The organism is Streptomyces sp. NBC_01077 (assembly GCF_045162855.1).
Taxonomy (GTDB): domain Bacteria; phylum Actinomycetota; class Actinomycetes; order Streptomycetales; family Streptomycetaceae; genus Streptomyces.
The window spans coordinates 1,509,673-1,532,268 of the sequence record NZ_CP108669.1; the positions used below are offsets into that span (position 1 = coordinate 1,509,673).

Sequence of the window (22,596 nt, forward strand, 5' to 3'; positions counted from 1 at the left end):
GACCATGACCGCTCTCGACCGGCTCGCCCGTACCGACCTCGCCTTCCTCAACTGGCGCGACCCCGCACACCCCGACGCGGGCGGAGCCGAGGCGTACTGCTGGGAGATCGCCCGGCGGTTCGCGGCGGCCGGAGCCCACGTCACCCTCGTCTCGTCGCGGTACCCCGGCTCGCGTGCCCGCGAGTACCGCGACGGGATCCGCGTCGTGCGCGGCGGCGGCACCTTCGGCGTGTACGCCGCCGCCGCGGCGCACCTGCTGCGGAACCGGCACGCGTACGACGCCGTGGTCGACTTCCAGAACGGGATCCCGTTCTTCTCGCCGATGTTCACGCCGCGCTGGACCGCGGACATCTGCGTCATCCACCACGTCCACCAGCACCAGTTCGACACGCGCTTCCGGTGGCCGATGAACGCCGTGGGGCGGGTCCTGGAGAAGCAGGTCAGCCGGCGGGTCTACCGGGGGCGGCCCGTGGTGGTCGTGTCGCCGTCCACCCGCGAGGGCACCCGGCGCGAACTCGGCTTCGGCAACCCCATCCACATCGTGCCCAACGGTCGCCCCTGCCGGCCGCTCACGGCCCCCGCCGGGCAGCGGTCCGCGACCCCGTCGCTCACCGTGGTCAGCCGGCTCGTGCCGCAGAAGCGGGTCGACCTGATCCTGCGGGCCGTGCCCGCGCTGCAGCGTCGTTGGCCGGACCTCCGTGTCGACCTCTGCGGGGACGGGCCGGAGGGCGAGTCCCTGCGGAAGCTCGCCGCCGGTCTCGGGATCGGGTCCGCCGTCGAGTTCCACGGATACGTCTCCGACGAGCGCCGGGAGGAGCTGTTCCACCGGGCGTGGCTGACGGTCGTCCCGTCGGTCGCCGAGGGCTGGGGCCTCGCGGTCATCGAGGCGAACGCCGTCGGCACCCCCGCGCTCGCCTTCGACGTGCCGGGGCTGCGGGACGCGATCCGGCCCGGGGTCAACGGCTGGCTCCTCGACCCGGACGCCGACCTGGCGGCCGGTGTCGCCTCGGCCCTCGAAGCGCTGTCCACGCCCGAGGCGCGGTCGCTCAGTGCGGCCCGCTGCCGTGCCTGGGCCGCCGCCTTCTCCTGGGACGCCAGCGCCGAACGACTCGCCCAGGTCGTGCTCGAGGACCTCCAGCGCATCCACCGGCACCAGCGCTCCCGCCGCTCGGCCAGCGACCTGTCCGTGGTCACCCGCTTCACCTCCCCCGACCCCGAGACCACCGAGCATGCGGTACGCAGCTCCCTGCGCCAGACCGACGTCTGGCACCGGGACGGCGACGCCTTCCGTCTGCTGCTCCACGGCTGCGACGAGGTACGGGCGTTGAGCGCGCTGCGCCGGCTCGACGTCGCGGAGGCCGACATCGCCCTGGCGAGCGGCCACGACGTCCTGCTCGGTGCGGCGGAGCCGGGCGACGGCTCCGCTCCGGGCCCGGCCTCCGGGCGGCGGCCATGACCGGCGCCGGGCGGGTCGCGGAGCGGGCGGCCGTCCTCCAGGACGAGGTCACTGCGGTGCACGGAGCCCGCTGGATCGCGACCGCCGTGGTGCTGGTCGGCGCGCTGAACTACGCGTACACCCTGGTGCTCACCCGGCTGCTCGACGTCTCCGGGTACGCCACCTTCGCCGCCGGTCAGGGCCTCGTCGTGTGCACCGCGGCGGTCGCCGTGGTCACCGTGCCCTGGATGCTGGCGCAGGCGCTGGCGCGGGCCCGTTCGGACACCGAGCGCGGCGAGGCGGTCCGTTTCGCCGTGATCACGGCGATCGCGGGCGGCGGCGTCGCGGCTCTCGCGGTGGGCTGTGTGGCGATGGAGTTCGCGAGCACGCCGACGACGCTCGTCATCGCGGGCTCCACCCTCGCGATCTACATCACCCGGGTCAGCGCGGGCTGGCTCCAGGGCACCGAACGGCTGCGGACCCTCGCGGTCCTCACCACCGTGGAGGCCACCCTCAAGTTCGGCATCGGCCTGTTCTTCGTGTGGGCGCTCGGCCTCGGCGAGACCGGCGCCCTCGCCGCCTTCGGGATCGCCGTCCTCCCTTACGTCTTCTTCCGGCCGCGCCGATTCGGCAACGGGCCGCGCCGCCCGTGGCGGGCGTTGACGGCCGACCGGGACCTGTGGCGGCGGGCGGGCGGTGTCGCCTCGCTCCAGGGCGTGGTGGCGCTGCTCGCGGCCATGGACATCGTCCTCGTCGCGATGCTGCCCACCGACCGCGCGGCGGCCGCCAGTTACCAGGCGGCGGTCATGCTCGGCCGGGTCCCGCTCTTCCTCGCCGGGGCCGTCTCGATCGCCTTCCTGCCCGCGCTCTCGCGGCGGCGGTCGGGCGATCCGCTGACGGCGAGCGCGCTCCGGATGTACCTGACCGTGGCACTGCCTCTGACGGTGGTGGCCGCGACGGTGCCCGGCGCACTGATCACCAAGATCTTCCCGCCCGGGTACGCGATGGTCTCGACCCTGATGGCCTGCACGGCCACCTCGGGCCTCGCGCTCGGCGCGCTCGCCCTGCTCGTGACCTTCGCGCAGGCGGTCAACGACTACGCCTGCCTGCGGACGCTGCTCGTGGGTCTCGGCCTGTACGTGACCGCCCTGGCGGTCGGCTGGACCACCGGTGGTGTGCTCGGCATGGCGATCGGCGGGCTGTGCGGGACGGTCGCCGCCCTGGTCCTGCTGGCCGTGCGGCACGCCCGCCGGCACGGATTCGGGGTCGCTGAGCGGCCGTTCGGCCGGGTCGTACTGCCGGTCCTCGCGCTCGCCGGCGGCCTCGCTCTGCTCCGCCCGTACACGATCGTCTGGTTCGTGGCCGCGCTGGCGGTCACGGTGGTCGCGCTGTGGCGCTTCTTCGGACGGCGTCACGAAGGTCCCGTGTCCGCCCCCGCACCCGATTCCGCGGACGGCCCTCCGGGCGGTACCGGCGGGGAGGGCCCGGACGGGGAACCCGTACCGGACCCGCCGAAGGAGTTCGTACCGGACCCGCCAATGCCGCCGGCCGGGGCGCGAGGGACCCGGGCCGCGGTCCACGACGAGCGTTCCGCGCCGCTTCTCGTCGACGCCGTCTGGCGGGGCCGGGTCCGGCCCGCCGACGACGAGGAGCTGCGCGGGGCGCTGGCCGCGGCCCGGCGCAACCAGGTCGAAGGGCGACTGGCCCGCGCGTACCCCCGTCAGCTCGCGTCGACGCTCACCGAGGTGGAGAGCGCGACCGGGCTGTTCCGGCGGAACCTCGTCGAGTCCACGGACCGGCTGCGGGCGGCGGGCATCCCGACCGTCCTGATCAAGGCCGACCTGGCGGGGGACTACGTGTACGGCAACTTCGACCTGGTGGTGCCCCCGGGGAGCCTGCGGGCGGCCCAGGCCGCGCTCGACGGCTGGTACGCGCACCGCTCGGTGTACTGGCTCGAGCGCTCGACGAAGGTGCTCCTCGAACCCCCGAACGGCCCGGCGGCCCATCTGCACGGCTCGGTCTCCTGGTTCGGAGTGCCGGTGGTGCCCACCGACCGGCTCTTCGCGCGCGCGGATCGGCCCGAGCACGCCGACGCCCGGGCCAACGGCTCCCCGGCCGACCACTCCGGCGGCCGCGCACAGGGCCACGCCGGCGATCGCTCCGACGGCCCCGTCGACGGCCGCCCGAACGGACACGTCAGCGGCCCCGCGAACGGCCACGGCACGATCCGCACCGACGACTACGCCTGGCTGACCCCGTGCCCCTCCGACCGGCTGCGCATCTGGCTGGCGCACGCCCTCTTCCAGAACCTGACCCTGGACCTGTCCGAACTCCTCGCCCTGCGGTCGCTCCTCCATCCCGACGTCGTGGCGGAGGCACACCACGAGGCCGCCCGCGAGGGCTGGTGCGCGGGCGGACGCGAGGCACTCGCCACCGCCGTCGAGGCGATGGCGCGGCTCGACCGGGGCGAATCCGTCCCGCTGCCCCTGCCCCTCCCGGTGCGGACCTCGCTCCGGGTCGGGGCGGAGCACTCCGGCCACCTCCTCGGCGAGGGCCGGCTGCGGACCGCGACCCGCGAGGCGTCCCTGCGGGTGCCGCTCGTGCTGACCAAGAGACTGCGGAGGCGGGTGCCATGACGACCCCACGAGGCCCCTTCCCCGCCGACCCGCGAGGCACGTTCCTCTCCGGCCCGCGAGGCCCTCTCCTCGTCGCCGTGTCCGGGCCCGACGGCGCCGGCAAGTCCTCGCTGGTCGGCCGCCTCACGGTGCTGCTCAGTGAGCGCGGGCTCACGGTCGTCAGCCTCCACTGCTACGGCTGCTTCCTGTGCCGCAGGTTCCCGGTTCCACCGCGGGTGAGGGAGACGGGGGAACCGGGTGGGGACGAGTGGGCACGGCGCGCCACGGATCCCGAGCGCCGGGGATCCTGGCTGCGCCGTGCCCACGCGTTCCTGGACGCCTCCGAGCTCGCGGCCCGGATCACGGTCGCCGGGCTCCGGGCCCGTGCACGCGCGCGGGGTCGTGAGTCCGTGGTCCTGACGGACCGGGGGCCGCTCGACGGCCTGGTGAAGTTCGACCTGCCGGCCGGTTCGGCGGCGGCGTCCGTGTTCCGCCGGATCGCCGACCGCTACGCGCTGACGCTGCTCGTGGAGACGGGGCCCGACACGCTGCGGGGCCGGGGCTGGGAGGAGATCGCCGGTCCCCCGACGCTCTGGTGGGCCCGCTACCGGAGCTGGTCGCGGCGACTGCCGCGGATCTCACGGCTCGACGGCGAGCGGCCTCCGTCCCTGGTGGCGGGCCAGGCGCAGGACCGCATCCTCGACGCGGTACGGGAGCGGGAACGGGCCCGCACCGAAGCCGGGCCGCGGCCGCACGTGGTGATGTCCATCTACGACGACGCGGAGAACCCCGCCTACCGCGGCGGCGGCGCCCTGGTCATCGGGAAGGTGGCACGCCGGCTCTCCGAGGACTTCCGGGTGACCGTCGTGACGGCGGGCCGGAGCGGCGGCAGCGAGGAGCGGAACGGCATCCGGTACGTCCGACTGCCGGTCTGCCGGGCGGGCCCCCGCGCCGGACAGCTGCTGTTCCTGACGCTGTTGCCGTTCGTGGCCCGCCGGATCCGGCACGACCTGTGGCTGGAGAGCTTCACTCCCCCGTTCTCGACGAGTTTCCTGCCCCTGACGACGGGCGCCCCCGTCGTGGGCATCGACCAGGGCCGCAGCGCCGAGGCCCTGTGGCGGCGCTACCACATCCCCTTCTTCCTGGTCGAGCGGCTCGGGCTGCGCTGCTACCGGCACATCGTCGTGATGAACGCCGCCGACGGGTCGGTGGTCCGGCGGCTCAGCCCCCGCGCCGACGTGCAGGTGATCGCGAACGGGGTCGAGCAGCGTCTCCTCGACGAGAACCGGCTCGGGTCCGGGCAGTTCATCCTGTTCCTGGGGCGGATCGACACCTGGGTCAAGGGCCTCGACCTGCTGCTCGACGCGTACGGGCGGGCGGCGCCGCCGATGGAGCTGTTGCTCGCGGGCAGTGGCACCCCGGCCGAGGAACGCCGGCTCGCCGCGCTCGTCGCCGCCCACGACCACGGGCCGGAGCCCCGGATCCACTGGGTGGGGTACGCCGGGGAGGAGCGCAAGCGCCAGCTCTTCCTCGACAGCGCCTTCCTGGTGATGCCGTCCCGGCACGAGACCTTCGGCCTGGTGGCCCTCGAAGGGATGTCGTACGGCAAGCCCGTCCTCCACTTCGACCTGCCGGCGCTGCGCTGGATGCGCGACGGCGGCGATGTGGCCGTCCCGCCGTTCGACGTGGCGGCCTTCGGGGAGCGGATGAGCGAGCTGGCCACGGACCCGGCGCTCCGCCGCCGCCTGGGACGGCGCTCCGGACTCGCCGCCCAGCACTACACGTGGGACGAGATGACGGGCCGCTATCTGGCCCTGGCCCACCGGCTTCTGGACACTCCCGCCTCCGCACGGCGGCCGAGGAAGAGGGGTGCGTCATGGCTGACGACCCGCTGACCAGCTTCGTCCGGACCGTCGTCGGATCGGGCGTCCCGATCCTGGTGCTCTCGCCGCACCTGGACGACGCCGTGCTGTCCTGCGGCGGGCTGCTCGGCTGGGCGGGGCGTCGGGCGCCGGTGACGGTCGCCTCGCTGTTCACGGAGGCCACGCCACCGCCGTACACCCTCTCCGGCCGGCAGTACCTGAAGCAGATCGGCACCGACGACGCGGAGGAGCTGTTCGCCGAGCGGCGCGCCGAGGACCGGCGGGTCCTGGACCGGCTCGACGTCGGCTGCCGCCATGTCGGTCTGGTCGACGGGCTGTTCCGGCGGCTGCCCGGGCCCCGGCCCGGCACGCGGCGGCTGGCCCGACGGCTGCCCGAGCTGGCCCATGTGTATCCCACGTACCGGCTGCACCTGTCCCGGGGCCGGGTCTCCCCGCACGACGCCGAGACCCTGCGCCTGGTCGGTGCCACCGTCGACGAGCTGCTGCCCGGTCGCTCCGGCGGTCTGGTCCTGGCCCCGCTGGGCGTCGGCGGGCACGCCGACCACGTCCTGGTCCGCACCGCCGCCGAACGGAGCGGCCGCCGGGTCGTGTACTACAGCGACTTCCCGTACAACCAGCACGCCACCCCCGACGCCCGCTTCACCGCGCGGCACCGGCTGGTGGCCCGTGCCTGGGAGCGGGGCCTCGACCGGAAGGCCGAGCTGATCCGGGGGTACGAGACCCAGGTCGACGCCCTGTTCCCCGAGGGCCGCGTCCCGCGCGTGCCCGAGGTGTACCTGCTGCCGGAGACGGGGTGGACCGCGACGAGGCCGGCCCCCGCACGCGGCCCCGGCATCGGGGTCCGGACCGCCGGAGGTGTGCCGTGACCGTTCCGCGCACCGCTCCCTCGTCCGCCCGGACCGAACCGGCCACACCGGTCCCGGCCTCGTCCGCGCGTCCGCGCATGTGGCGCGGCCCCGTGCCGACCGTGGTGTACGCGGCCGGGGCGGCGCTGCTCACCGTGGTCCTGCGCCTGATCCAGAGCAGTCGGGCGGGCGACCTGTTCATCGACGAGCCGATCTACCGGCAACTCGGGGACAGCGCCGCCGCGGGCGGCTTCCCCCGTACCGACGAGGGGCTGTTCTTCCTCCACCCGCCCGGCTACTTCTACGTGGAGGCCGGCTGGACGAAGCTCGTCGGGGGGCACGCCGACATCATCGCGGGCGTGCACTCCTCGCGGGTGCTCAACGCGCTCCTCGCCGGGGTCACCGCGGCCCTCATCGTCTTTCTCGTCGCCCGCGTGCGGTCGCGCGGCGCGGGCGCGGTCGCCGGGCTGGTGTTCGCCCTGGACCAGTTCTGCATCCGGCAGAACAACCGCGTGCTCCTGGAGACCGGGACGATGGTGTGGATCCTCGCGGGCTATCTGGTCCTGGTGGGACTCACCCGGTCCGATCCGCCGCGGCCCCGGGCCCGGGCGGTGCTCGCCGGGATGTTCTTCGGGCTGGCGATCCTGACGAAGGATCACGCGATCCTGCTCACCGTGCTGCCGCTGCTGGCCGCCCTGCTCCTCGGCTGGGGTCCGCCCCGGAGGCTCGTCGCCCTGACCGTCGGGGTGACCGCCCTCTCGTACGCCGTCTACATGGCGCTGATCGCCGGATTCGGGCACTTCGACGAGTTCTGGGAGGCGAAGACGTCCGGCGTCCGCCGGCTCCTCGGGATCGTGCAGGAGACCGGGTTCAACGCGGAGGGCACGCCCTCGCTCGCCGGCCGGCTCCTCGACGAGATGCCGGCGTACGCGGGCACGTACGTGCTGCTCGCCCTCACCCCGGTGGCGCTCTTCCTGCTGCTTCGCCGCAAGGAGCCCGTGTACCGGCTGCTCGCTCTCTTCCACGCCTCGGCGATCGTCACCCTGGGGTACGCGCTCGGTGTGGGCACCCTGGAGGAGCAGGCGCTGTACCTGCTGTTCGTGCCGAACCTGGTGGCGCTCGCGGTCACCTTGCCCATGCCGTCCCGGCACCGGCGCGGACTGCGCCTCGTGGCCTGCGGCGCCCTCGTCGCGCTCCTCGCCACCCCCGCCGCGGTGTACGCGCGCGACCGGTGGACACCCGACGACGGCTTCGACCGCCTCCGCACGTATCTGCTCACCCAAGTACCGGTGGGCACTGGGATCGTCACGGTGGACGGGCAGCGGACCCGGGGGGTCACCAACTGGGCGCTGAACGACACGTACCGGCTCGGGAACTGGACGACCCCCGAGGAGCAGGCGGCCAACGACGCCCGGTACGTGATCGTGCCGTGGCGGGTCATCGAGCAGGGGTACGGGCGTTCCTCGCTCGCGGAGGTGCAGCGGCTCACGGACGGGCTGCGGCCGGTGTTCGCGTTCGACGGTCCCACGTACGGCACGCTCGCCCTGTACCGACTGCCGTCGTCCCTGCCCGGACCGAGCGTGACCGCACTCGCGGTGCCGGGATCGGCGGTGCCCGGCCCGCTGCGGCCGGCGCCGCAACCGCCTCCGGCAGAGCGGGGCGACAGCGCCCCCGTGACGGGAGAGCGTGATGCGCCACGGTGAGCGGCGCCCCCGTGTCCTCCTCCTCACCAGCAGCCCGCTGGACGGGGCGGAGGGGTGTGACGTGCGGCTCGCCGCCGACGTCCTCGGGGCCCTGCCCGACGTGGACTTCGTCTGGTTCTCCCAGTGGCCGGGCCGCCGGCAGCCCCCGCCGGGGCGCGGCCGGCCCGTGCGCATCCTCTCCCGCGACGGTGTGCCGCACATTCCCGAGCGGGTGCAGTCCGCCCTCTTCGGTGCGTTCCTGGCCCGCCGGGTCGACCTGGTGCATGCCTTCCTGACCGTCGGCCGTACGTTCCCGGCCTTCTCGTGGCTGCGCCCGCTGCTGCTCGGGGGGCGGCCGGTCGTCCACACCGTGCCCGGAGTGATGGACGCCCGTTTCCTGAAGCACATCCGGCCGCTGGGGACGACGGTCGCCCTGTCGGAGTCCATGGCACGGCGGCTGCGGGCCTCGAACTTCGGGGACGTACGGGTGATCCCGCCCATGATCGGCCTGGACGAGTGGCCGTACCTGCCGCGCCCGGAGGGATTCCCGGTGGTGCTGTTCGCGGGGCACCACGATCCGCACGGCGGCGCGGAGACGGCTATCGACGCGGCGGCGGAGGCCGTACGGACGGGGGCGAGGTTCCGTCTCGTGCTCGCGATGCGCGGGCGGCCGGGGCAGGACAACGCGATGCTCGACGAGGCGCTGCGGGAGCGGGCCGGCGCGGCAGGGCTCACCGACTTCGAGGTGCGCGGTTATGTTGAGGACATGCACGCGCTGCTCGCCACCGTCCACGTGCTGCTGTTCCCGCCGGCCGTGCTCGGCGGCAAGGCCGACATCCCGCTGACCGTCCTGCAGGGGCTGGCCTCGGGGCGGCCCGCGATCCTCAGCGACCTCCCCCAGTTCGCCGACTTCGGGCACGCGGTGCTGCGGGCCCCGGCGGGCGACGCGCGCCGCACCGGGCAGCAGTTGGCCTGGCTGCTCGACCAGCCGCGCTCCTGGGACGTGCTCGCCGATCGGGGCCGGGCGCTCGTGGAGGACCACTTCGGTCCCGAGCGGTTCGCGGCCCGGTACGGAGCCCTGTACCGGGAGCTGCTGTCGTGACGGCACGGTGGTGGACCGGATCCCGGGGTGTCTCGGCCGCACTCGCAGTGCTCGCGGTACTCGTGCTGCTCGTGGGGGCGTTCGCTGTGCTGCGGAACGAGCCGACGGACCCGGAGCCGGAGCCGTACTGGTACGGCACGCTGCAGACCGATCCGGACCGGGCGCTCACCGAGTACGAGCACGGCATCCGGGTCGCCCATCTCCAGATCGACTGGAGCAGGCTGGAGCCTGAGCAGGGTGTGTACGACGAGGTGTACGCGCGCGAGGTGCGGGACCGGCTCGACGTCTTCCGGGAGGCGGGGCTGCGGGTGGAGGCGGGACTCGGTCTCAACCATCCGCCGTCGTGGCTGCCGGACGCCTTCCCGGAGTCGGACTTCGTGAACCAGTTCGGCGAACGGTCCACCAGCGTCCCGAACATCGTGTTCAGCGAACCCGTACGGGAGCACGTCGCCGAGTACGCGCGCGCGGTGGACCGGCTGATCGGCCTGGAGAACTTCTGGGCGGTCCGGGTCGGCGTCAACGAGACCGGCGAGTTCGCCTATCCGACCCCGCTGTCGGAGAGCGGCGGTCCCGCCGAGTTCTGGGCGTACGACAGCCACGCCCAGGACAGCAGCCCGTACCCGGGGTGGCGGCCCGGGGAGGCCACGTACCACGGGAAGCCGTTCACCCGGGCGCAGGTGGCCCGGTGGTACGACTGGTACGCCGGGGCCCTGGCCGGGGCGGTGAACTGGCAGCTCGACCTGTACACCTCGCTCGGGTACGAGGGGGCGCTCAAGGTCCTCGTCCCGGGGGCCGGTTTCTACCCCTCCGACCTGCGGGCGGCCGTCGGCGCCCGGCTCGTCGGCACCCCGTCGATCCGGCTCGTCGCGCGCGGCGCCGGGTTCTTCCTGACGCTCCCGCTGGTCGAGCACCGGGACGCGGTACGGATCGTCACCACCGCCCTGGTGGACGGGACGGGCGACCCCGTCGACAACGGCTGCACGCCCGCCGACGCACGGACGGACGTCGCCGCCCCGAACGACGCGCTGGTGCGCGACTGGTCCTCGGCACGCTGGGTGGTGGCGGTGGCCAGGAGCGCCGGCTTCACCCGGCTGACCGGGGAGAGCGCCGGGCCGCAGGTGTCGCCGTACCGGCCCGGGGTGACGGAGACGGCGTACCGGCAGATGGCGTCCTGCGGTCTCGAGGGCATGATGTGGGCCTTCGACCGGCAGCTGTACGACGGGACACCGGGCTCGTCCCTGGAGGATTACGCGCAGACGATCCGGCGTCATCCCTGAGGCGCTGCTGCGCCGGTCGCGGTGGCGGGCCGCTCGGCGGTGAGGAGAAGGATGCCGGTGTCCCCGTACTCGGGCAGCGTGAGGTCCTTGGCGACCCGGGCGATCCGCAGGCCGGTGGTACGGGGTGCGAAGACGGCCCGCAGGGCGGCCTCGTCGACCGGGCAGGCGGGCCAGAGCGGTCCCGCGCCGATCCGGTAGCTGGGCATGCGTTCCATGAACGCGGCGAGGAGCCGCCCGCCGGGGCGGACCGCGTGGACGAAGGCGTCGCAGAGCGCGGTGAATTCGGCGTAGTCCTCCGTGACGCTCTCGGCGACGAAGTTCATCGAGGCGAGGTCGTACGTGCCGGGGACCAGGTCGTCGACGGCGCCGGGCATGACCCGCACCGGGCGCAGCGCCTCCGTACTGCTCTCCGGGAGGGCCGGGTCGAGGGAGCGGCACAGGGCGTAGAAGGGCTGCCAGCTGGCGTCGGGGCCCTCGTCGAGCTGGCGGCGCAGATAGCCGATGCCGGCGGCGCTCGGTTCGAGGGCGTCGATCCGGCGGCTCGCGGCGCCCGCGAGCATCAGGGGGTAGAGGTTGGGGCCCGCGCCGAGTTCGAGGGTGCGGGCCAGGCTGCCGGGGGCGTAGCGCCGGTAGACGGCGGCGTGGTGGTGGATGACGCCGATGTCGCAGGGGTGGAGCCGGCGGTAGTTCTCGGCGAGGTAGTCGGCGACGGGCCAGGCGTCCCAGTCGGCGTCCCGGTTGCGGCGCACTCACGGCTCCGGTGTCCGGCCGGCGGTGACGGCGGAGGGGCGGACGGCGCCGGCGGGCTGCAGGGGGAAGCGTCCGGCGAGCGCGGTGAGCACCGCGCAGAGCTCCTCGATCTCCTCGTCGGTATTGGCGGCGGTGACCTGGACGCGGAAGCCGACCCGATCGCGCGGGACGAGCGGGTAGGAGGCGAGCGTCACGTAGATGCCGTGCTCCCAGAGGAAGGCGGCGACCGCGTCGAGGTCGTCGGAACGGGCGAGCGGGATCTCGATGATCGGCAGTCCGTCGGTGTTGGGGGTGGCGATGCCCAGGGAGCGCACATGGGCGAGGACGCGAGCCGTCTTGCGGTAGAGATCGGCCCGGATCTCGTCCCCGCGCTCGTCGTTGACGTCGAGTCCGGCGAGGGCGGTGGCGAGCGAGGCCGTCGGCGAGGGGCCGGAGTACAGATACGGGGCCGCCGCCACCTTGAGGTGGTCCTTGAGCCACTTCGGGACGGCGAGGAAGGCGAGCAGCGAGGAGAACGCCTTGGAGAAGCCGCCGACCAGGATCAGGTCGTCGTAGGTCTCGCCGAGGTGGCGGACGATGCTGTTGCCGCGCGAGCCGTAGGGGCTGGTCTCGCCGGGGCGGTGCTCCCCGATGACGCCGAAGCCGTGGGCGTCGTCGACGTACAGCAAGGCGCCGTTCTCGCGGGAGATCCGGGCCAGGGTGGGGAGATCGGGGAAGTTGCCGGTCATGCTGTTGACGCCGTCCATGCAGACGAGGCGGCTCGCGTCGGCGGGCGCACCCCGCAGCAGCGCCGACAGCTCGTCGGGCCGCTCGGCGTGGAAACGGTGGACCTCGGCGCCCTGGCCTCGGGCGGCGACGCAGCCGTCGTACACGGTGCGGTGTGCCTGTGCCTCGACGAAGACCTGTCCGGTGCCGGCGAGGAGCGGGATCACCGACTGGTGGATGAGGGTGATGGTGGGCAGCAGCAGCGTGTCGGAGGCGCCGAGGAGTTCGGTGAGCCGCTCCTCGATCCGGGGGTAGAGCCGGGGGCTGCCGATGAGCCGTGACCAGCTGGGGTGGGTGCCCCAGCGTCTGACCTCGGGTTCGATCGCCGCGATGACCGTCGGGTCGAGGTCGAGACCGAGGTAGTTGCAGGAGGCGAAGTCGATGAGCCAGTCGTCGCCGACCCGGATGCGACGGCCGTCGATCTCGTCGATGACGGCGTCGCACATGCGGCTGGTCCGCTGGAGGTGTTCGAGGTCGCGCCAGCGGGACGCGCGCGGGGGGTGCCCCGCCCTGGCGGCCGGTCGGACCGCGGGCCGGGCGGGCGGGCGGGCGGCGGACGGCGGGGCGCGGTGCAGATACGACTCGGCCTGGTGGGCCGTCATGGGGCGGGCGAAGAGATAGCCCTGCCCGTAGCGGCAGCCCATGTCGGCGAGGAGTGCCCTCTGTTCCTCGTACTCGATGCCCTCGGCGACGACCTGGAGGCCGAGGACGTCGGCGATGCGCACGATGCCCTCCACGAGCGCCACCTGCTGCGGGTCGGTCGTGATGTTGTCGATGAACGACTTGTCGACCTTGAGGACGTCGATGGGGAACTCACGGAGGTAGCTGAGCGAGGAGAAGCCGGTGCCGAAGTCGTCGATGGCGATGGAGACGCCCAGGTCCTTGAGGGCGGCCATGGTGGTCCTGATCTGGGCGTCCCTGCGCATCAGGACGGTCTCCGTGAGTTCCAGGACGAGCGAGCCGGGCGCGAGCCCCGAGGAGCGCAGCGTGCGGCGTACGCTTTCGAGGAACCCCGGGTCGCGGAACTGGCGGGGGGAGACGTTGACGCTGGCGTACAGGGGGGCCTGCCGGGGGCGGGCGCGCTGCCACCGCGCGATGTCGAGCGCGGCGTGTTCGAGCACCCAGGCGCCGAGCGGCATGATGTGGCCGCTCTCCTCGGCCAGGGCGATGAACTGGTCCGGCGGGACCATGCCGCGGCGGGCGTGCGGCCAGCGGATGAGCGCTTCGAGGCCGGCCGGTGCTCCGTCGCGTACCTCGACTATCGGCTGGTAGCGCAGGGCGAACGCATGGTCGGCGATGGCCGTGTCCATGCCCGCCTGGAGCTCGTGCCGGGCGACGAGCCGGGAGTGGAACTCGGGGTGGAAGAGCCGCCAGCGCTTCTTCCCGGCCGCCTTGGCCGCGTACAGCGCGAGGTCGGCGTGGCCGAGGAGTTCCTCGGCGTGGGCGCTGTCGAGCACGGTCGCGATACCGACGCTGGTCGATACGGAGACGGCTCCGTCGGTGAGGTGGAAGGGCTGACTCAGGGAGTGCACGATCTCCGCCGCGAGGGTCTCGGCGTCGCGGGGTTCCCGCGCGCCCTCGATGAGGACGGCGAACTCGTCTCCGCCGAGCCGGGCAGCGGTGTCGGTGAGCCGCAGGACGGAGGTGAGGCGGCGGGCGACGGCGACCAGGAGTTCGTCGCCGACGGAGTGCCCCATGGTGTCGTTGACGACCTTGAAGTCGTCGAGGTCGACGAAGAGCATGCAGGTCAGGGTGGATTCGCGGCGGCCCCTGAGCAGGGCGCGCTCGACCCGTTCGAGGAGGAGGACGCGGTTGGGGAGCCCGGTGAGGGAGTCGTGGAACGCCCGGTGGGTCAGCTCGCGCTCCAGTTTCCGCTGTTCGGTCACGTCGCGGAGGGTGAGGACGAGTCCGTGCACGGTGTGCTCGTCGCGGAGGTTGCTGCAGCGGACCTCGACCTCCAGGTCGGCGGAGCCGCCGTGGATCAGTTTCCAGTCGTCCCGGGCGTCGACGGCGCCTCGGGTGCGCGCGTCGGCGAGGACGCGCAGGGCGGCGGCCGTGTCGGCGGGGGCGACGAGGTCGGTGAGGGGGGTGCCGGGGAGCAGGGAGCGGCCGAACATGGACTCGGCGGAGGGGCTGGCGTACCGGACGGTGTCGTCGTCGTCGACGATGAGGATGACGTCCGAGGTGTTGTGCACGAGGGTACGGAAGTAGGCCTCGCTGGTACGGCGGTTCACCTCCTCGCTGAGTGCGAAGCGTTCGAGGGCGAGGGCCGCCTGGGAGGCGAGGGACTGGGCGGAGCCCGAGATCTCGGCGAGCTTCTTCTCGGGGCCGGCGAGGAGCAGCACACCGAGCAGCGGTTCGGAGCCCGCCGGGGCCTGGAGTTCCAGGGGGCAGAGCAGGGCGAAGGGCTCGGGTGCGAGCTCCGCGGCGACGGCGGGGTCGAGGCGGGACACGGAGAGGAGCCGGGTGCCGTCGGAGACGGACTCGGGCCAGGCGGACCCGGGAGGCGTGTCGGTGGCGGGCCGCGGTGGATCGGTGGGTGGACGCGTCGGATCGGGCCCGGTGGTGGTGAGGTGCCGGGTCGGCTCGTGCGACGGCCGGGACGGCGATGTCGGGGGCCGCGTCAGCTCGTCCGTACGGCAGCTCCAGGGGTGGCCGGCGGTGGTCACGCCGCTCAGGCCGCCCCTGCGGTCCCGGGTGAGGAGGAGGACCCGGTGCCCGGTGCCGGGGCCGAAGAGGGTGGCGGACGCCGTCTCCACGGCGCCGGCGACCTCGCGGGGGCTCAGGGCGGCGACGAGGGAGGCGGCGGCCATCCGGAGGCTGCGTTCGCGGGCCTCGGCCTTGCCGTGGTCGTTCATCATGCCCCAGAGCCGGGCGAGGACCAGCAGGAACATGAGGGCCGAGAAGATCGCGATCACCGCGATGTCCTGGTCCCGGTCGTGGCGCAGCGACTGGAAGAGGAGCAGGGCGGGCGCGACGAGCGAGGCACCCGCGAGCAGGGCGAGCCGGCGCTCGGCCACGTGCGGCGCCGGTTCGGGCGCGCGCTCGGTGAGACCGGTCATCGAGGGGTGGAGGGCCGCGAGGCCCCAGGCGGTGAAGAAGACGACCCAGCCCAGGTCCCAGGGGGTGCCGACCTGCCAGGTGCCCCTGAGCTGGAGGGTGCCGTAGATGACGTCGGAGGCGAGGATGCCGCAGGTACCGAGGGTGAGGAGCTGCACGGACCGGGATCTGAGGCCGCCGGGGACCAGGAGCCGGGCCAGCATCGCGAGCATCAGCACGTCGCCGAGGGGATACGCGATGGAGATGGCCTTCTCGATCCAGCTCATGTCCTCGCTCCTGGCCAGCGGGGTGATGAGGTTGACCCAGGAGAGCAGCGCGAGGCCCGAGGTGAGGATCAGCGCGTCGAGGACGACGCCGAGGTCACGGCCGACGGCCCGGTAGCGGATGAACCCGAAGAGGCCGATCGCGAACAGCGGGTAGGTGACCAGGTACAGGGCGTCGGCGACGGAGGGGAAGGGTCTGATCTGGCCGAAGAAGCCCTCGAGCGCGTTGTAGGCGGTGTCGCCGCCCACGAAGGCGAGGTTGGCGGCGGCGAGCACCAGCCAGGGCCAGCGCCGGGCGGGCTTGTGCAGATGGACGCCGACGAGGATGGCGGCGACGCCCCCGAGCCCGATGAGCGCCCACAGGACGGTGTGCCGGGCGGGGAACTGCAGGTAGGCGACTGTGAGCAGGGCCACGATCAGGAGGTACAGAAGGGTCCATCGGCGCAGTGCCCCGGTCGCGGCGAGCGGCCGGTTCGGCTGGCGCAGCGACATCGTCGACCGCCCCCTTGCCGGGTCGGACGGACGCCGTCGGGAGCGCCCTGGTCGCGGATAGGACCCCGTACGGTGTCCATTCTCCGGGGCGCCCGGGGCGCCTGCATCTCGGCGTGGATCGTGTGCGGGCCGGCCCCGCGTCAGATGCGGCGGCCCGGCGTCAGGAGGAAGCCCGGACCACGAGTTCCGTCGGGAGCATCCTGCGGGGCTGCTCGTCCGGGTCGCTGGGCGCGGCGATCTCCTGGAGGAGCAGCCGGGCCATGGTGCGGCCCATCTCCTCGATGGGCTGGCGGACGCTCGTCAGCGGCGGGTCCATGTGCCGTGCCACGGCCGAGTCGTCGACGCCTACGAGCGCCACGTCCTCCGGGACCCGGCGGCCCGCCTCGCGCAGGACGCCGCGCGCGCCCGCGGCCATGACGTCGGAGGCGGCGAAGACGGCGTCCAAGTCCGGTCTGCGGTCCAGGAGTTCCCGCATCGCGCGCCGACCGCCCGCCTCGGTGAAGTCGCCGGTGGCGACGAGCGCCTCGTCGGGGCTGAGGCCGGCCTCCTCCAGGCCCTCCCGGTAGCCGTCGAGGCGGCAGCGGGCCACGTACATGTCGAGCGGTCCGGTGACGGTGGCGATCGCGCGCCGGCCGCGCGCGGCGAGATGGGCGACGGCGGTCCGGCCGGCGCCGGTGTTGTCGGAGTCGACGAAGGCGACGCGCTCGTCCTCGGTGCGGCGGCCGTTGAGGACGGCGGGCAGGCCGAGGGCGCGGACCTGGTCGGGCAGCGGGTCGGAGGCGTGCACGGAGACGAGGAGGACGCCGTCGACGCGCTGGGCGGCGAGGTACTGCTCGAAGCGCTGCCGCTCCTGCTCGCTGCGGATCAGCGTGAGGAGCAACTGCTTGTCGGCGTCGGCGAGTTCACTGCTGACGCCGCGGATGATGTCGAGGAAGTACGGCTCCGCGAACAGCCGGGCCTCGGTCTCGGGGATAACCAGGGCGACGGCGTCGGTCCGGCTGCCCGCCAGGGCGCGGGCGGCCCTGTTGGGTACGTAGCCGAGCTCGGCGACGGCCCGCTCGACGGCGGCCTTGGCCTGTTCGCTCACCCGGGGGGAGCCATTGATGACCCGCGAGACCGTGCCGCGGCCGACTCCGGCCCTGGCCGCGACCTCCTCAAGGGTGGGCCTGCCGGTCTGCCGCCCGCTCACCGCCATGTGCCGCTTCTCCCCTCGGGCCGCCGCCCCGCCTGCGTGTGCACGCGAACCTATCAGGCGGGACGACACGCCCCAGGGGCGCCGGGGAAGGGCTCGGGCACGGCGCCTCGGGCTGCGGGGAACGGCTCAGGCGCCCGTCGGGGCGAGCTCCGCCATGGCGCCCCAGCCCTGCTGCGGGACCTCGACGTTGATGATCTCGGGGGTGGTGGCGATGGCTCCGGCCATGGCCGCGAGACCGGCCGTGAAGTGCGGGGAGGCGACGTGGGCCGCGCCGGCCTCGGCGTCGGCGAAGGCCTCCAGGAGGACGAAGACGTTCGGGTCGTCGACGCTGCGGGACCAGTCGAAGAAGAGGTTGCCGGGCTCCTCACGGGTGGCGCGGGTGAAGTCGGCGACCAGGTCGAGCCAGCGGTCGGCGTGGTCGGGGCGGGCGGTGAAACGCACGGCGATGAAGATCATGCGACAAGCCTGCGGCGTCTCTCCGAGCGCGGCCAGTCGGGCCGGTCAGGATTCCGGCAGGGCCGGAAACTCCGGTACGGCACGGGCGAGCGCGGCCCGGATCTCCCCCTGCCGACGCCCGAAGTCGGCGGTCGGCAGCGAGACGGAGAGGGCGTGCACGATGCCGTCGCCGCGCTCGGGCAGCGCCACGGCGAGACACGTGTACGCCAGGTCCGCCTCGCCCACCGACACGGCGAAGCCCTGGCCGCGCACCCGGTCGGCCTCGGCCTCGAAACGCTCGGCGCTGGTGATCGTCCGCTCGGTGAAGCGGGCCATGCCGTGCTCCGCCAGGTAGCGGCGTCGCAACGGGCGCGGCAGTGCGGCGAGCAGGGCCTTGCCGTGGGCGGTCGCGTGGGCGCGCTCCTCCGGCCCCGGCGTGAAGGGGTGGGCGGCGTCGGTGACCGGGGCGGTGGTGTCGACGACCGTGATCAGGCCGTCGCGGTAGGCGGTGTGGTACGCCTCCGCGCCCGTGCCCGCCGCAGCCGGCCGAGGAGCTCGCCCGTCCCGGCGCCGAGTCCGTGGTGCCGCTGGTGGGAGCGGTGCAGGGCGGGCACGCGGGGCCCGGGCGCGTACCCCTCGGCGGTACGGACGAGGTAGCCGCGCGCGAGCAGGGGCCCGGTGAGGTGGTAGACGGTCGAGAGGGCGCAGCCGAGCCGCCGCGCCAGCACCTTCGCCCCGACGGGCCGGTCGGCGTCGGCGACGGCGTCGAGGACGGCGAGGGCCCGGTCGACGGACTGGGGCCCGGGGCTCGGGGACGAGGCAGGCATCGGTCCAGCTTAGGCGGGCGGGGGACCCGACGGGGAGGGCTTCGATGCGCGGGCTCGCGGGTGGGGGCACCCGACCGCGAGGCCTTCGATCCGCGGGGCTCGCGGGCCACGCTCCACGGGCTCCCGGGGGCACGCTCCGTACCCCCTCCGCTCCCCTCCGTATCCCCGCAGGTCAAACCCCCCTTATGTGCATAAGACACTCTTTCGGCGTACCGTCGAGTGGTTCCCCTGATCCTCGACGCCCCGGGAGAGCGTGTGCCCCGCTCCACGATCGACCATGCCCCGACGCCCCGCGAGGGGCGCCGCCCGCGTCTCCGGACGGCTGCGATCGCGACGGGTGTGGTCGCCGTCGCCGCGGGCGGCCTGTACGTGGCGGGGCTCCTGGCCACCGGTGACGACATATCCGCCGGCACCCGTGTCGGCGGCGTGGACATCGGCGGCATGAGCCGTGCCGAGGCCCAGGCCAAGCTGGCGGCCGAGGCTCCCGCCTCGTGGAGCGCGCCGATACCCGTGCGGGTGGGCGACCGCGCGTCGACCGTGGAGCCGGCCTCCGCCGGGCTCACCGTGGACCTGGCGAAGACCGCCGACCTGGCGGCCGATCCCTCCCGCGATCCGTTCACCGTCATCGGGCGGCTCTTCTCGTCCGGCGAGCGCGAGATCCAGCCGGTCCTCGCGTACGACGCGGACAAGGCGAACGCCGCGTTGGCCGAGCTGGCCAAGAACAACGACCGCTCGGTGCGCGAGGGGTCCGTGGCCTTCCGCGAGGGCAGGGCCGTCGCGACCCAGCCCGTGACCGGGCAGAAGCTGGACGCCGGGAAGGCGGTCGAGACCCTGCGCGCGGCCTACCCCGCCACCGGCGCCGCGCCCGTCACGCTCCCCGTGGCCGTGACCGAGCCGAAAGTGCCCGCGGCCGAGGTGACCCGTTTCCTCGACACGTACGCGAAGCCCGCGGTCTCCGGCCCCGTGACCCTCATGGCGGGCGAGGACCCGCTGCGGATCTCCGCCGCCACGCTCGGCGACCACCTCACCGTGAAGAGCGAGAACGGCCGCCTCACCGCCGCGCTCGACGCCGAGGCACTGCTGCGCGACCCCGACGTGGCCGACCCGATCGCCTCGCTGACGGGCGCGCCCGTCGAGGCCGCCCTCGGCGTACGGGACGGCAAGGTCGTCGTGGAGTCGGAGGGCCGGCCCGGTCACGAGGTGACCGCGAAGGCCCTCGGTGACGCCGTACGCCCGCTGCTCACCGAGTCCGGCGCCGCCGCCCGTACCGCTCCGGTGGCCACGTCGGTCACCCAGCCCGAGCTGTCCTCCGAGTCCCTCGCGCGTCTCGGCATCACCGAGCAGATGTCGACGTTCACGGTGAACTTCCCGAGCGCTCCGTACCGGACGACGAACATCGGCCGGGCCGCCGAACTCATCAACGGTTCGATCGTGCAGCCCGGCGAGGTGTGGAGCTTCAACAAGACGGTCGGCGAGCGCACCCCGGACAACGGCTTCGTCGACGGCACGATGATCCTGGACGGCCAGTACCGCTCCGCGCCCGGTGGCGGTGTGTCGGCCATGGCCACCACCATGTTCAACGCCATGTTCTTCGCCGGGGTGAAGCCCGTCGAGTACGGCGCCCACTCCTTCTACATCGAGCGCTACCCGGCCGGCCGCGAGGCGACCGTCGCCTGGGGCTCGCTGGACCTGAAGTTCCGCAACGACTCCGGGAAGCCGATCTACATCAAGGCGGGCGCGACGGACTCGTCGGTCACCGTGAGCTTCCTCGGCACGAAGAAGTACGACACGGTGGAGGCGGAGGCGGGACCGCGCACCAACCTCACGAAACCCGAGAAGCGCGAGGGCACCGGCAAGGCCTGCGTGCCGCAGCCGCCCCTCGAAGGCTTCGACATCTCGGTGGACCGGGTGTTCAAGGACGGCGGCGCCGAGGTCAAGCGGGAGACCTTCAAGACCCACTACACCCCGCGCGACGAGGTCACCTGCAAGTGACCCGCGGGTGACCGGCGGTTGAGCGGCAGGGACACGCCCTGTCGGAAGGGTGTCTTCCCGTCCGGCCGGGGCATGTCTCCGGAGCACGGCCCACCAGGCCGGGGCCGCACACGGCCCACCGGGCCGGGGCGGGGCGGCCCGCAACCCGTCGGAGGCACGCCTTGGCTCAGCGCAGCGACCCGTTCGAGCGGCTCCTCGGCGACGCCGTGCGCGCGGGCGTGTGCCCCGGCATGGTCTGGGCGGTGGGCGATGCCCGTACGACCGTGCACGACGGGGCCGTCGGTCTCCTCGACCCGACGCGCCCGGGTGAACCGATGCGCCACGACACGTTGTTCGACGTGGCGAGCCTCACCAAGATCCTCGCCGTCTGGGCCGTGATCGGCACTCTCGTCGACGCCGGGAAGCTCGATCCGGCAGCCCCGCTGGGCAGTTACTGGCCCGAGGCCGCGGGACGGCCCCTGGCCCGGGCCACGGCGCACCACCTCCTCACACACACCGCGGGCCTGCCCCTGCGTGCCAACCTCCGCCACCTGTACGGCTCCGATCCGCAGGACGTCCGGGACGGCGTACTCGCCGAGCAGCTCCGGCACCGTCCCGGGGAGGCCGTCGCGTACACCGACCGGGCGGCGCTGATCCTCGGCTACCTCGCCGAGTACCTCACCCGCCGGCCCCTCCCCCTGCTCGCCGAGGAGCGGGTCTGGGCCCCGCTCGTGATGACGGCGACCCGGTACGGCCCGCTGCCCGCCACGCTCAGGGAGCGGTGCGCGCCCACCGAGTACGACGAGGAGAGCGGCGCCCCTCTCAAGGGCGTCGTCCACGACTTCTCGGCCCGGCTCCTCGGCGGCGCGTGCGGGATCGCGGGGGTGTTCACGACCACCGCCGACATCGGACGGTTCCTTCGCCACCTCCTCGCCCCGGCGCCGGGCACCTTCTCCGCGGAGTGGACGGCGGACTCGCTCCGCGTCCACACCGGCGAACTCGACCCGCCGCGCGGCCTGTTCTGGCATCCGGCGCCGGGTACCGAGCCCGCGGACGGCATCTGGTCGCACTTCGGTTTCACCGGCACGGGCCTGTGGGTGTCACCGGCCCGCGGCCGCTGGGCGGTCCTGCTCACCAATCGCCTCCACCTGACCCGCGACCCCGGCCCGCTGGCCCGCGTCAGGGACGTGTTCCGGACCCTCGCCTTCGCGTGACCGCCCCGCGAAATTGACGTGCCTCCCCGCGGCGACTCTGCGAGCCTGCACCCCGATCGAACGATCTTTGACGGGCTCGACGCGTACGGAGTGCGGAACGATGGGTTTCACCCTTGAAGGACCGGTCCTGGAGGGCGCGTTCGTGCGCCTGGAGCCGCTGGGGCATCACCATGCCGCCGGTCTCGCCGAGGCTGCGGAGGAGAAGCGCGACTCGTACGGCTTCACGCTGGTGCCGGAACGGGAGGCGGTCGATGCGTACGTCGAGGCGCGGCTGGCCGACGCCGCCGACGGTCTCCTGGCTCCGTACGCGCAGGTGAACGTGGCGACGGGCCGCGTGATGGGCCACACCTCCTTCCTGGCCCCGCGCCCGTGGCCCTCCGGTGAGGGTCTCTGCGCGGTCGAGATCGGCTACACCTGGCTCGCGGCCTCCGCGCAGGGCACGGGCGTGAACACGGAGGCCAAGTACCTCCTCTTCCGACACGCCTTCGAGAGCTGGGACGTGGCCCGGGTGGACCTGAAGACGGACTCCCGCAACGCCCGTTCGCGGGCGGCGATCACGAACGTGGGCGCGACCTTCGAGGGTGTCCTGCGGAACTGGTCCGTCTCCTGGGCCCCGGGCGAGGGCGACCGCCTGCGCGACACCGCGTACTTCTCGATCACCGCCGAGGAATGGCCCGAGCGCCGAGCGGCGCTGGAAGAACGCCTCCGCGGCATCCGGGAGCGACGGGCCGCCCGGTCGGGAACGGGCGGCGCGTAGGCCCTGTGCGACTGCGGGAGGGCGGCAT

16 protein-coding genes are annotated in these 22,596 nt (G+C 73.7%); 10 read left to right on the plus strand and 6 right to left on the minus strand.

The window, feature by feature from the left end:
* Nucleotides 1–4 precede the first annotated feature (4 nt).
* Genes OG462_RS06800 through OG462_RS06830 form a run of 7 tightly spaced genes read left to right on the plus strand, consistent with a single transcriptional unit; the run spans nucleotide 5 to nucleotide 10,839 of the window.
* Nucleotides 5–1,456 carry a glycosyltransferase family 4 protein gene (locus tag OG462_RS06800; protein WP_406055431.1) on the plus strand — a complete coding sequence of 484 codons (1,452 nt, stop codon included), beginning with the start codon at nucleotides 5–7 and terminating at the stop codon, nucleotides 1,454–1,456.
* On the plus strand, nucleotides 1,453–4,071 hold the full coding sequence (locus OG462_RS06805; protein ID WP_406055433.1) for a lipopolysaccharide biosynthesis protein: 2,619 nt from the start codon (nucleotides 1,453–1,455) through the stop codon (nucleotides 4,069–4,071). Before OG462_RS06800 ends, OG462_RS06805 begins: the two co-directional genes overlap by 4 nt.
* Nucleotides 4,068–5,945 (plus strand): glycosyltransferase, encoded by a 1,878-nt coding sequence (locus OG462_RS06810; protein WP_406055435.1) that lies wholly within the window; start codon nucleotides 4,068–4,070, stop codon nucleotides 5,943–5,945. The genes OG462_RS06805 and OG462_RS06810 overlap by 4 nt, the downstream gene beginning before the upstream one ends.
* Nucleotides 5,927–6,799 carry a PIG-L deacetylase family protein gene (locus OG462_RS06815; protein ID WP_406055437.1) on the plus strand — a complete coding sequence of 291 codons (873 nt, stop codon included), beginning with the start codon at nucleotides 5,927–5,929 and terminating at the stop codon, nucleotides 6,797–6,799. Before OG462_RS06810 ends, OG462_RS06815 begins: the two co-directional genes overlap by 19 nt.
* Nucleotides 6,796–8,481: an ArnT family glycosyltransferase gene (locus tag OG462_RS06820; protein WP_406055439.1), complete on the plus strand. Its 1,686-nt coding sequence runs from the start codon at nucleotides 6,796–6,798 to the stop codon at nucleotides 8,479–8,481. Before OG462_RS06815 ends, OG462_RS06820 begins: the two co-directional genes overlap by 4 nt.
* Complete coding sequence (locus OG462_RS06825) at nucleotides 8,468–9,562, plus strand: glycosyltransferase family 4 protein (RefSeq protein ID WP_406055440.1); 1,095 nt, start codon at nucleotides 8,468–8,470, stop codon at nucleotides 9,560–9,562. The genes OG462_RS06820 and OG462_RS06825 overlap by 14 nt, the downstream gene beginning before the upstream one ends.
* Complete coding sequence (locus OG462_RS06830; protein ID WP_406055442.1) at nucleotides 9,559–10,839, plus strand: beta-galactosidase; 1,281 nt, start codon at nucleotides 9,559–9,561, stop codon at nucleotides 10,837–10,839. Before OG462_RS06825 ends, OG462_RS06830 begins: the two co-directional genes overlap by 4 nt.
* Here OG462_RS06830 and OG462_RS06835 read toward each other — a convergent pair.
* The 6 genes from OG462_RS06835 to OG462_RS06860 all read right to left on the minus strand — a co-directional run bounded on the left by OG462_RS06835 (nucleotide 10,830) and on the right by OG462_RS06860 (nucleotide 18,626).
* Entirely contained in the window at nucleotides 10,830–11,588 is a 759-nt protein-coding gene (locus OG462_RS06835; protein WP_406055444.1) for a class I SAM-dependent methyltransferase, read from the minus strand. The genes OG462_RS06830 and OG462_RS06835 overlap by 10 nt on opposite strands.
* Nucleotides 11,589–16,169, minus strand: coding sequence for an aminotransferase class I/II-fold pyridoxal phosphate-dependent enzyme (locus tag OG462_RS06840; protein ID WP_406055446.1), 4,581 nt, complete (start codon nucleotides 16,167–16,169; stop codon nucleotides 11,589–11,591).
* Between the two features lie 160 nt (nucleotides 16,170–16,329).
* On the minus strand, nucleotides 16,330–17,364 hold the full coding sequence (locus OG462_RS06845; protein WP_406055448.1) for a LacI family DNA-binding transcriptional regulator: 1,035 nt from the start codon (nucleotides 17,362–17,364) through the stop codon (nucleotides 16,330–16,332).
* A 126-nt stretch (nucleotides 17,365–17,490) separates the two neighbouring features.
* Nucleotides 17,491–17,820, minus strand: coding sequence for a putative quinol monooxygenase (locus tag OG462_RS06850; protein WP_406055450.1), 330 nt, complete (start codon nucleotides 17,818–17,820; stop codon nucleotides 17,491–17,493).
* Nucleotides 17,821–17,865: 45 nt separating this feature from the next.
* Nucleotides 17,866–18,165, minus strand: a complete 300-nt coding sequence (locus tag OG462_RS06855; protein ID WP_406055452.1) for an IclR family transcriptional regulator C-terminal domain-containing protein — start codon at nucleotides 18,163–18,165, stop codon at nucleotides 17,866–17,868.
* 122 nt (nucleotides 18,166–18,287) lie between these two features.
* On the minus strand, nucleotides 18,288–18,626 hold the full coding sequence (locus OG462_RS06860; RefSeq protein ID WP_406055454.1) for a helix-turn-helix domain-containing protein: 339 nt from the start codon (nucleotides 18,624–18,626) through the stop codon (nucleotides 18,288–18,290).
* Nucleotides 18,627–18,881: 255 nt separating this feature from the next.
* Here OG462_RS06860 and OG462_RS06865 point away from each other — a divergent pair, with 255 nt between their 5' ends.
* The 3 genes from OG462_RS06865 (at nucleotide 18,882) to OG462_RS06875 (ending at nucleotide 22,568) form a co-directional block, all read left to right on the plus strand.
* The gene (locus tag OG462_RS06865; protein ID WP_406066398.1) at nucleotides 18,882–20,618 is read left to right on the plus strand and encodes a VanW family protein; all 1,737 of its coding nucleotides are present in this window, start codon (nucleotides 18,882–18,884) and stop codon (nucleotides 20,616–20,618) included.
* Nucleotides 20,619–20,779: 161 nt separating this feature from the next.
* A complete protein-coding gene (locus OG462_RS06870) occupies nucleotides 20,780–21,811 on the plus strand; it encodes a serine hydrolase domain-containing protein (RefSeq protein ID WP_406055456.1) in 1,032 nt (343 codons plus the stop codon).
* Nucleotides 21,812–21,911: 100 nt separating this feature from the next.
* Nucleotides 21,912–22,568, plus strand: coding sequence for a GNAT family N-acetyltransferase (locus OG462_RS06875; protein ID WP_406055458.1), 657 nt, complete (start codon nucleotides 21,912–21,914; stop codon nucleotides 22,566–22,568).
* Nucleotides 22,569–22,596 lie beyond the last annotated feature (28 nt).

Bases quoted from the DNA above. Each gene is read 5' to 3' on its own strand.
- OG462_RS06800 (WP_406055431.1), top strand. From the start codon at position 5: ATGACCGCTCTCGACCGGCTCGCCCGTACCGACCTCGCCTTCCTCAAC.
- OG462_RS06805 (WP_406055433.1), top strand. From the start codon at position 1,453: ATGACCGGCGCCGGGCGGGTCGCGGAGCGGGCGGCCGTCCTCCAGGAC.
- OG462_RS06810 (WP_406055435.1), top strand. From the start codon at position 4,068: ATGACGACCCCACGAGGCCCCTTCCCCGCCGACCCGCGAGGCACGTTC.
- OG462_RS06815 (WP_406055437.1), top strand. From the start codon at position 5,927: ATGGCTGACGACCCGCTGACCAGCTTCGTCCGGACCGTCGTCGGATCG.
- OG462_RS06825 (WP_406055440.1), top strand. From the start codon at position 8,468: ATGCGCCACGGTGAGCGGCGCCCCCGTGTCCTCCTCCTCACCAGCAGC.
- OG462_RS06840 (WP_406055446.1), bottom strand. From the start codon at position 16,169: ATGTCGCTGCGCCAGCCGAACCGGCCGCTCGCCGCGACCGGGGCACTG.
- OG462_RS06845 (WP_406055448.1), bottom strand. From the start codon at position 17,364: ATGGCGGTGAGCGGGCGGCAGACCGGCAGGCCCACCCTTGAGGAGGTC.
- OG462_RS06850 (WP_406055450.1), bottom strand. From the start codon at position 17,820: ATGATCTTCATCGCCGTGCGTTTCACCGCCCGCCCCGACCACGCCGAC.
- OG462_RS06860 (WP_406055454.1), bottom strand. From the start codon at position 18,626: ATGCCTGCCTCGTCCCCGAGCCCCGGGCCCCAGTCCGTCGACCGGGCC.
- OG462_RS06875 (WP_406055458.1), top strand. From the start codon at position 21,912: ATGGGTTTCACCCTTGAAGGACCGGTCCTGGAGGGCGCGTTCGTGCGC.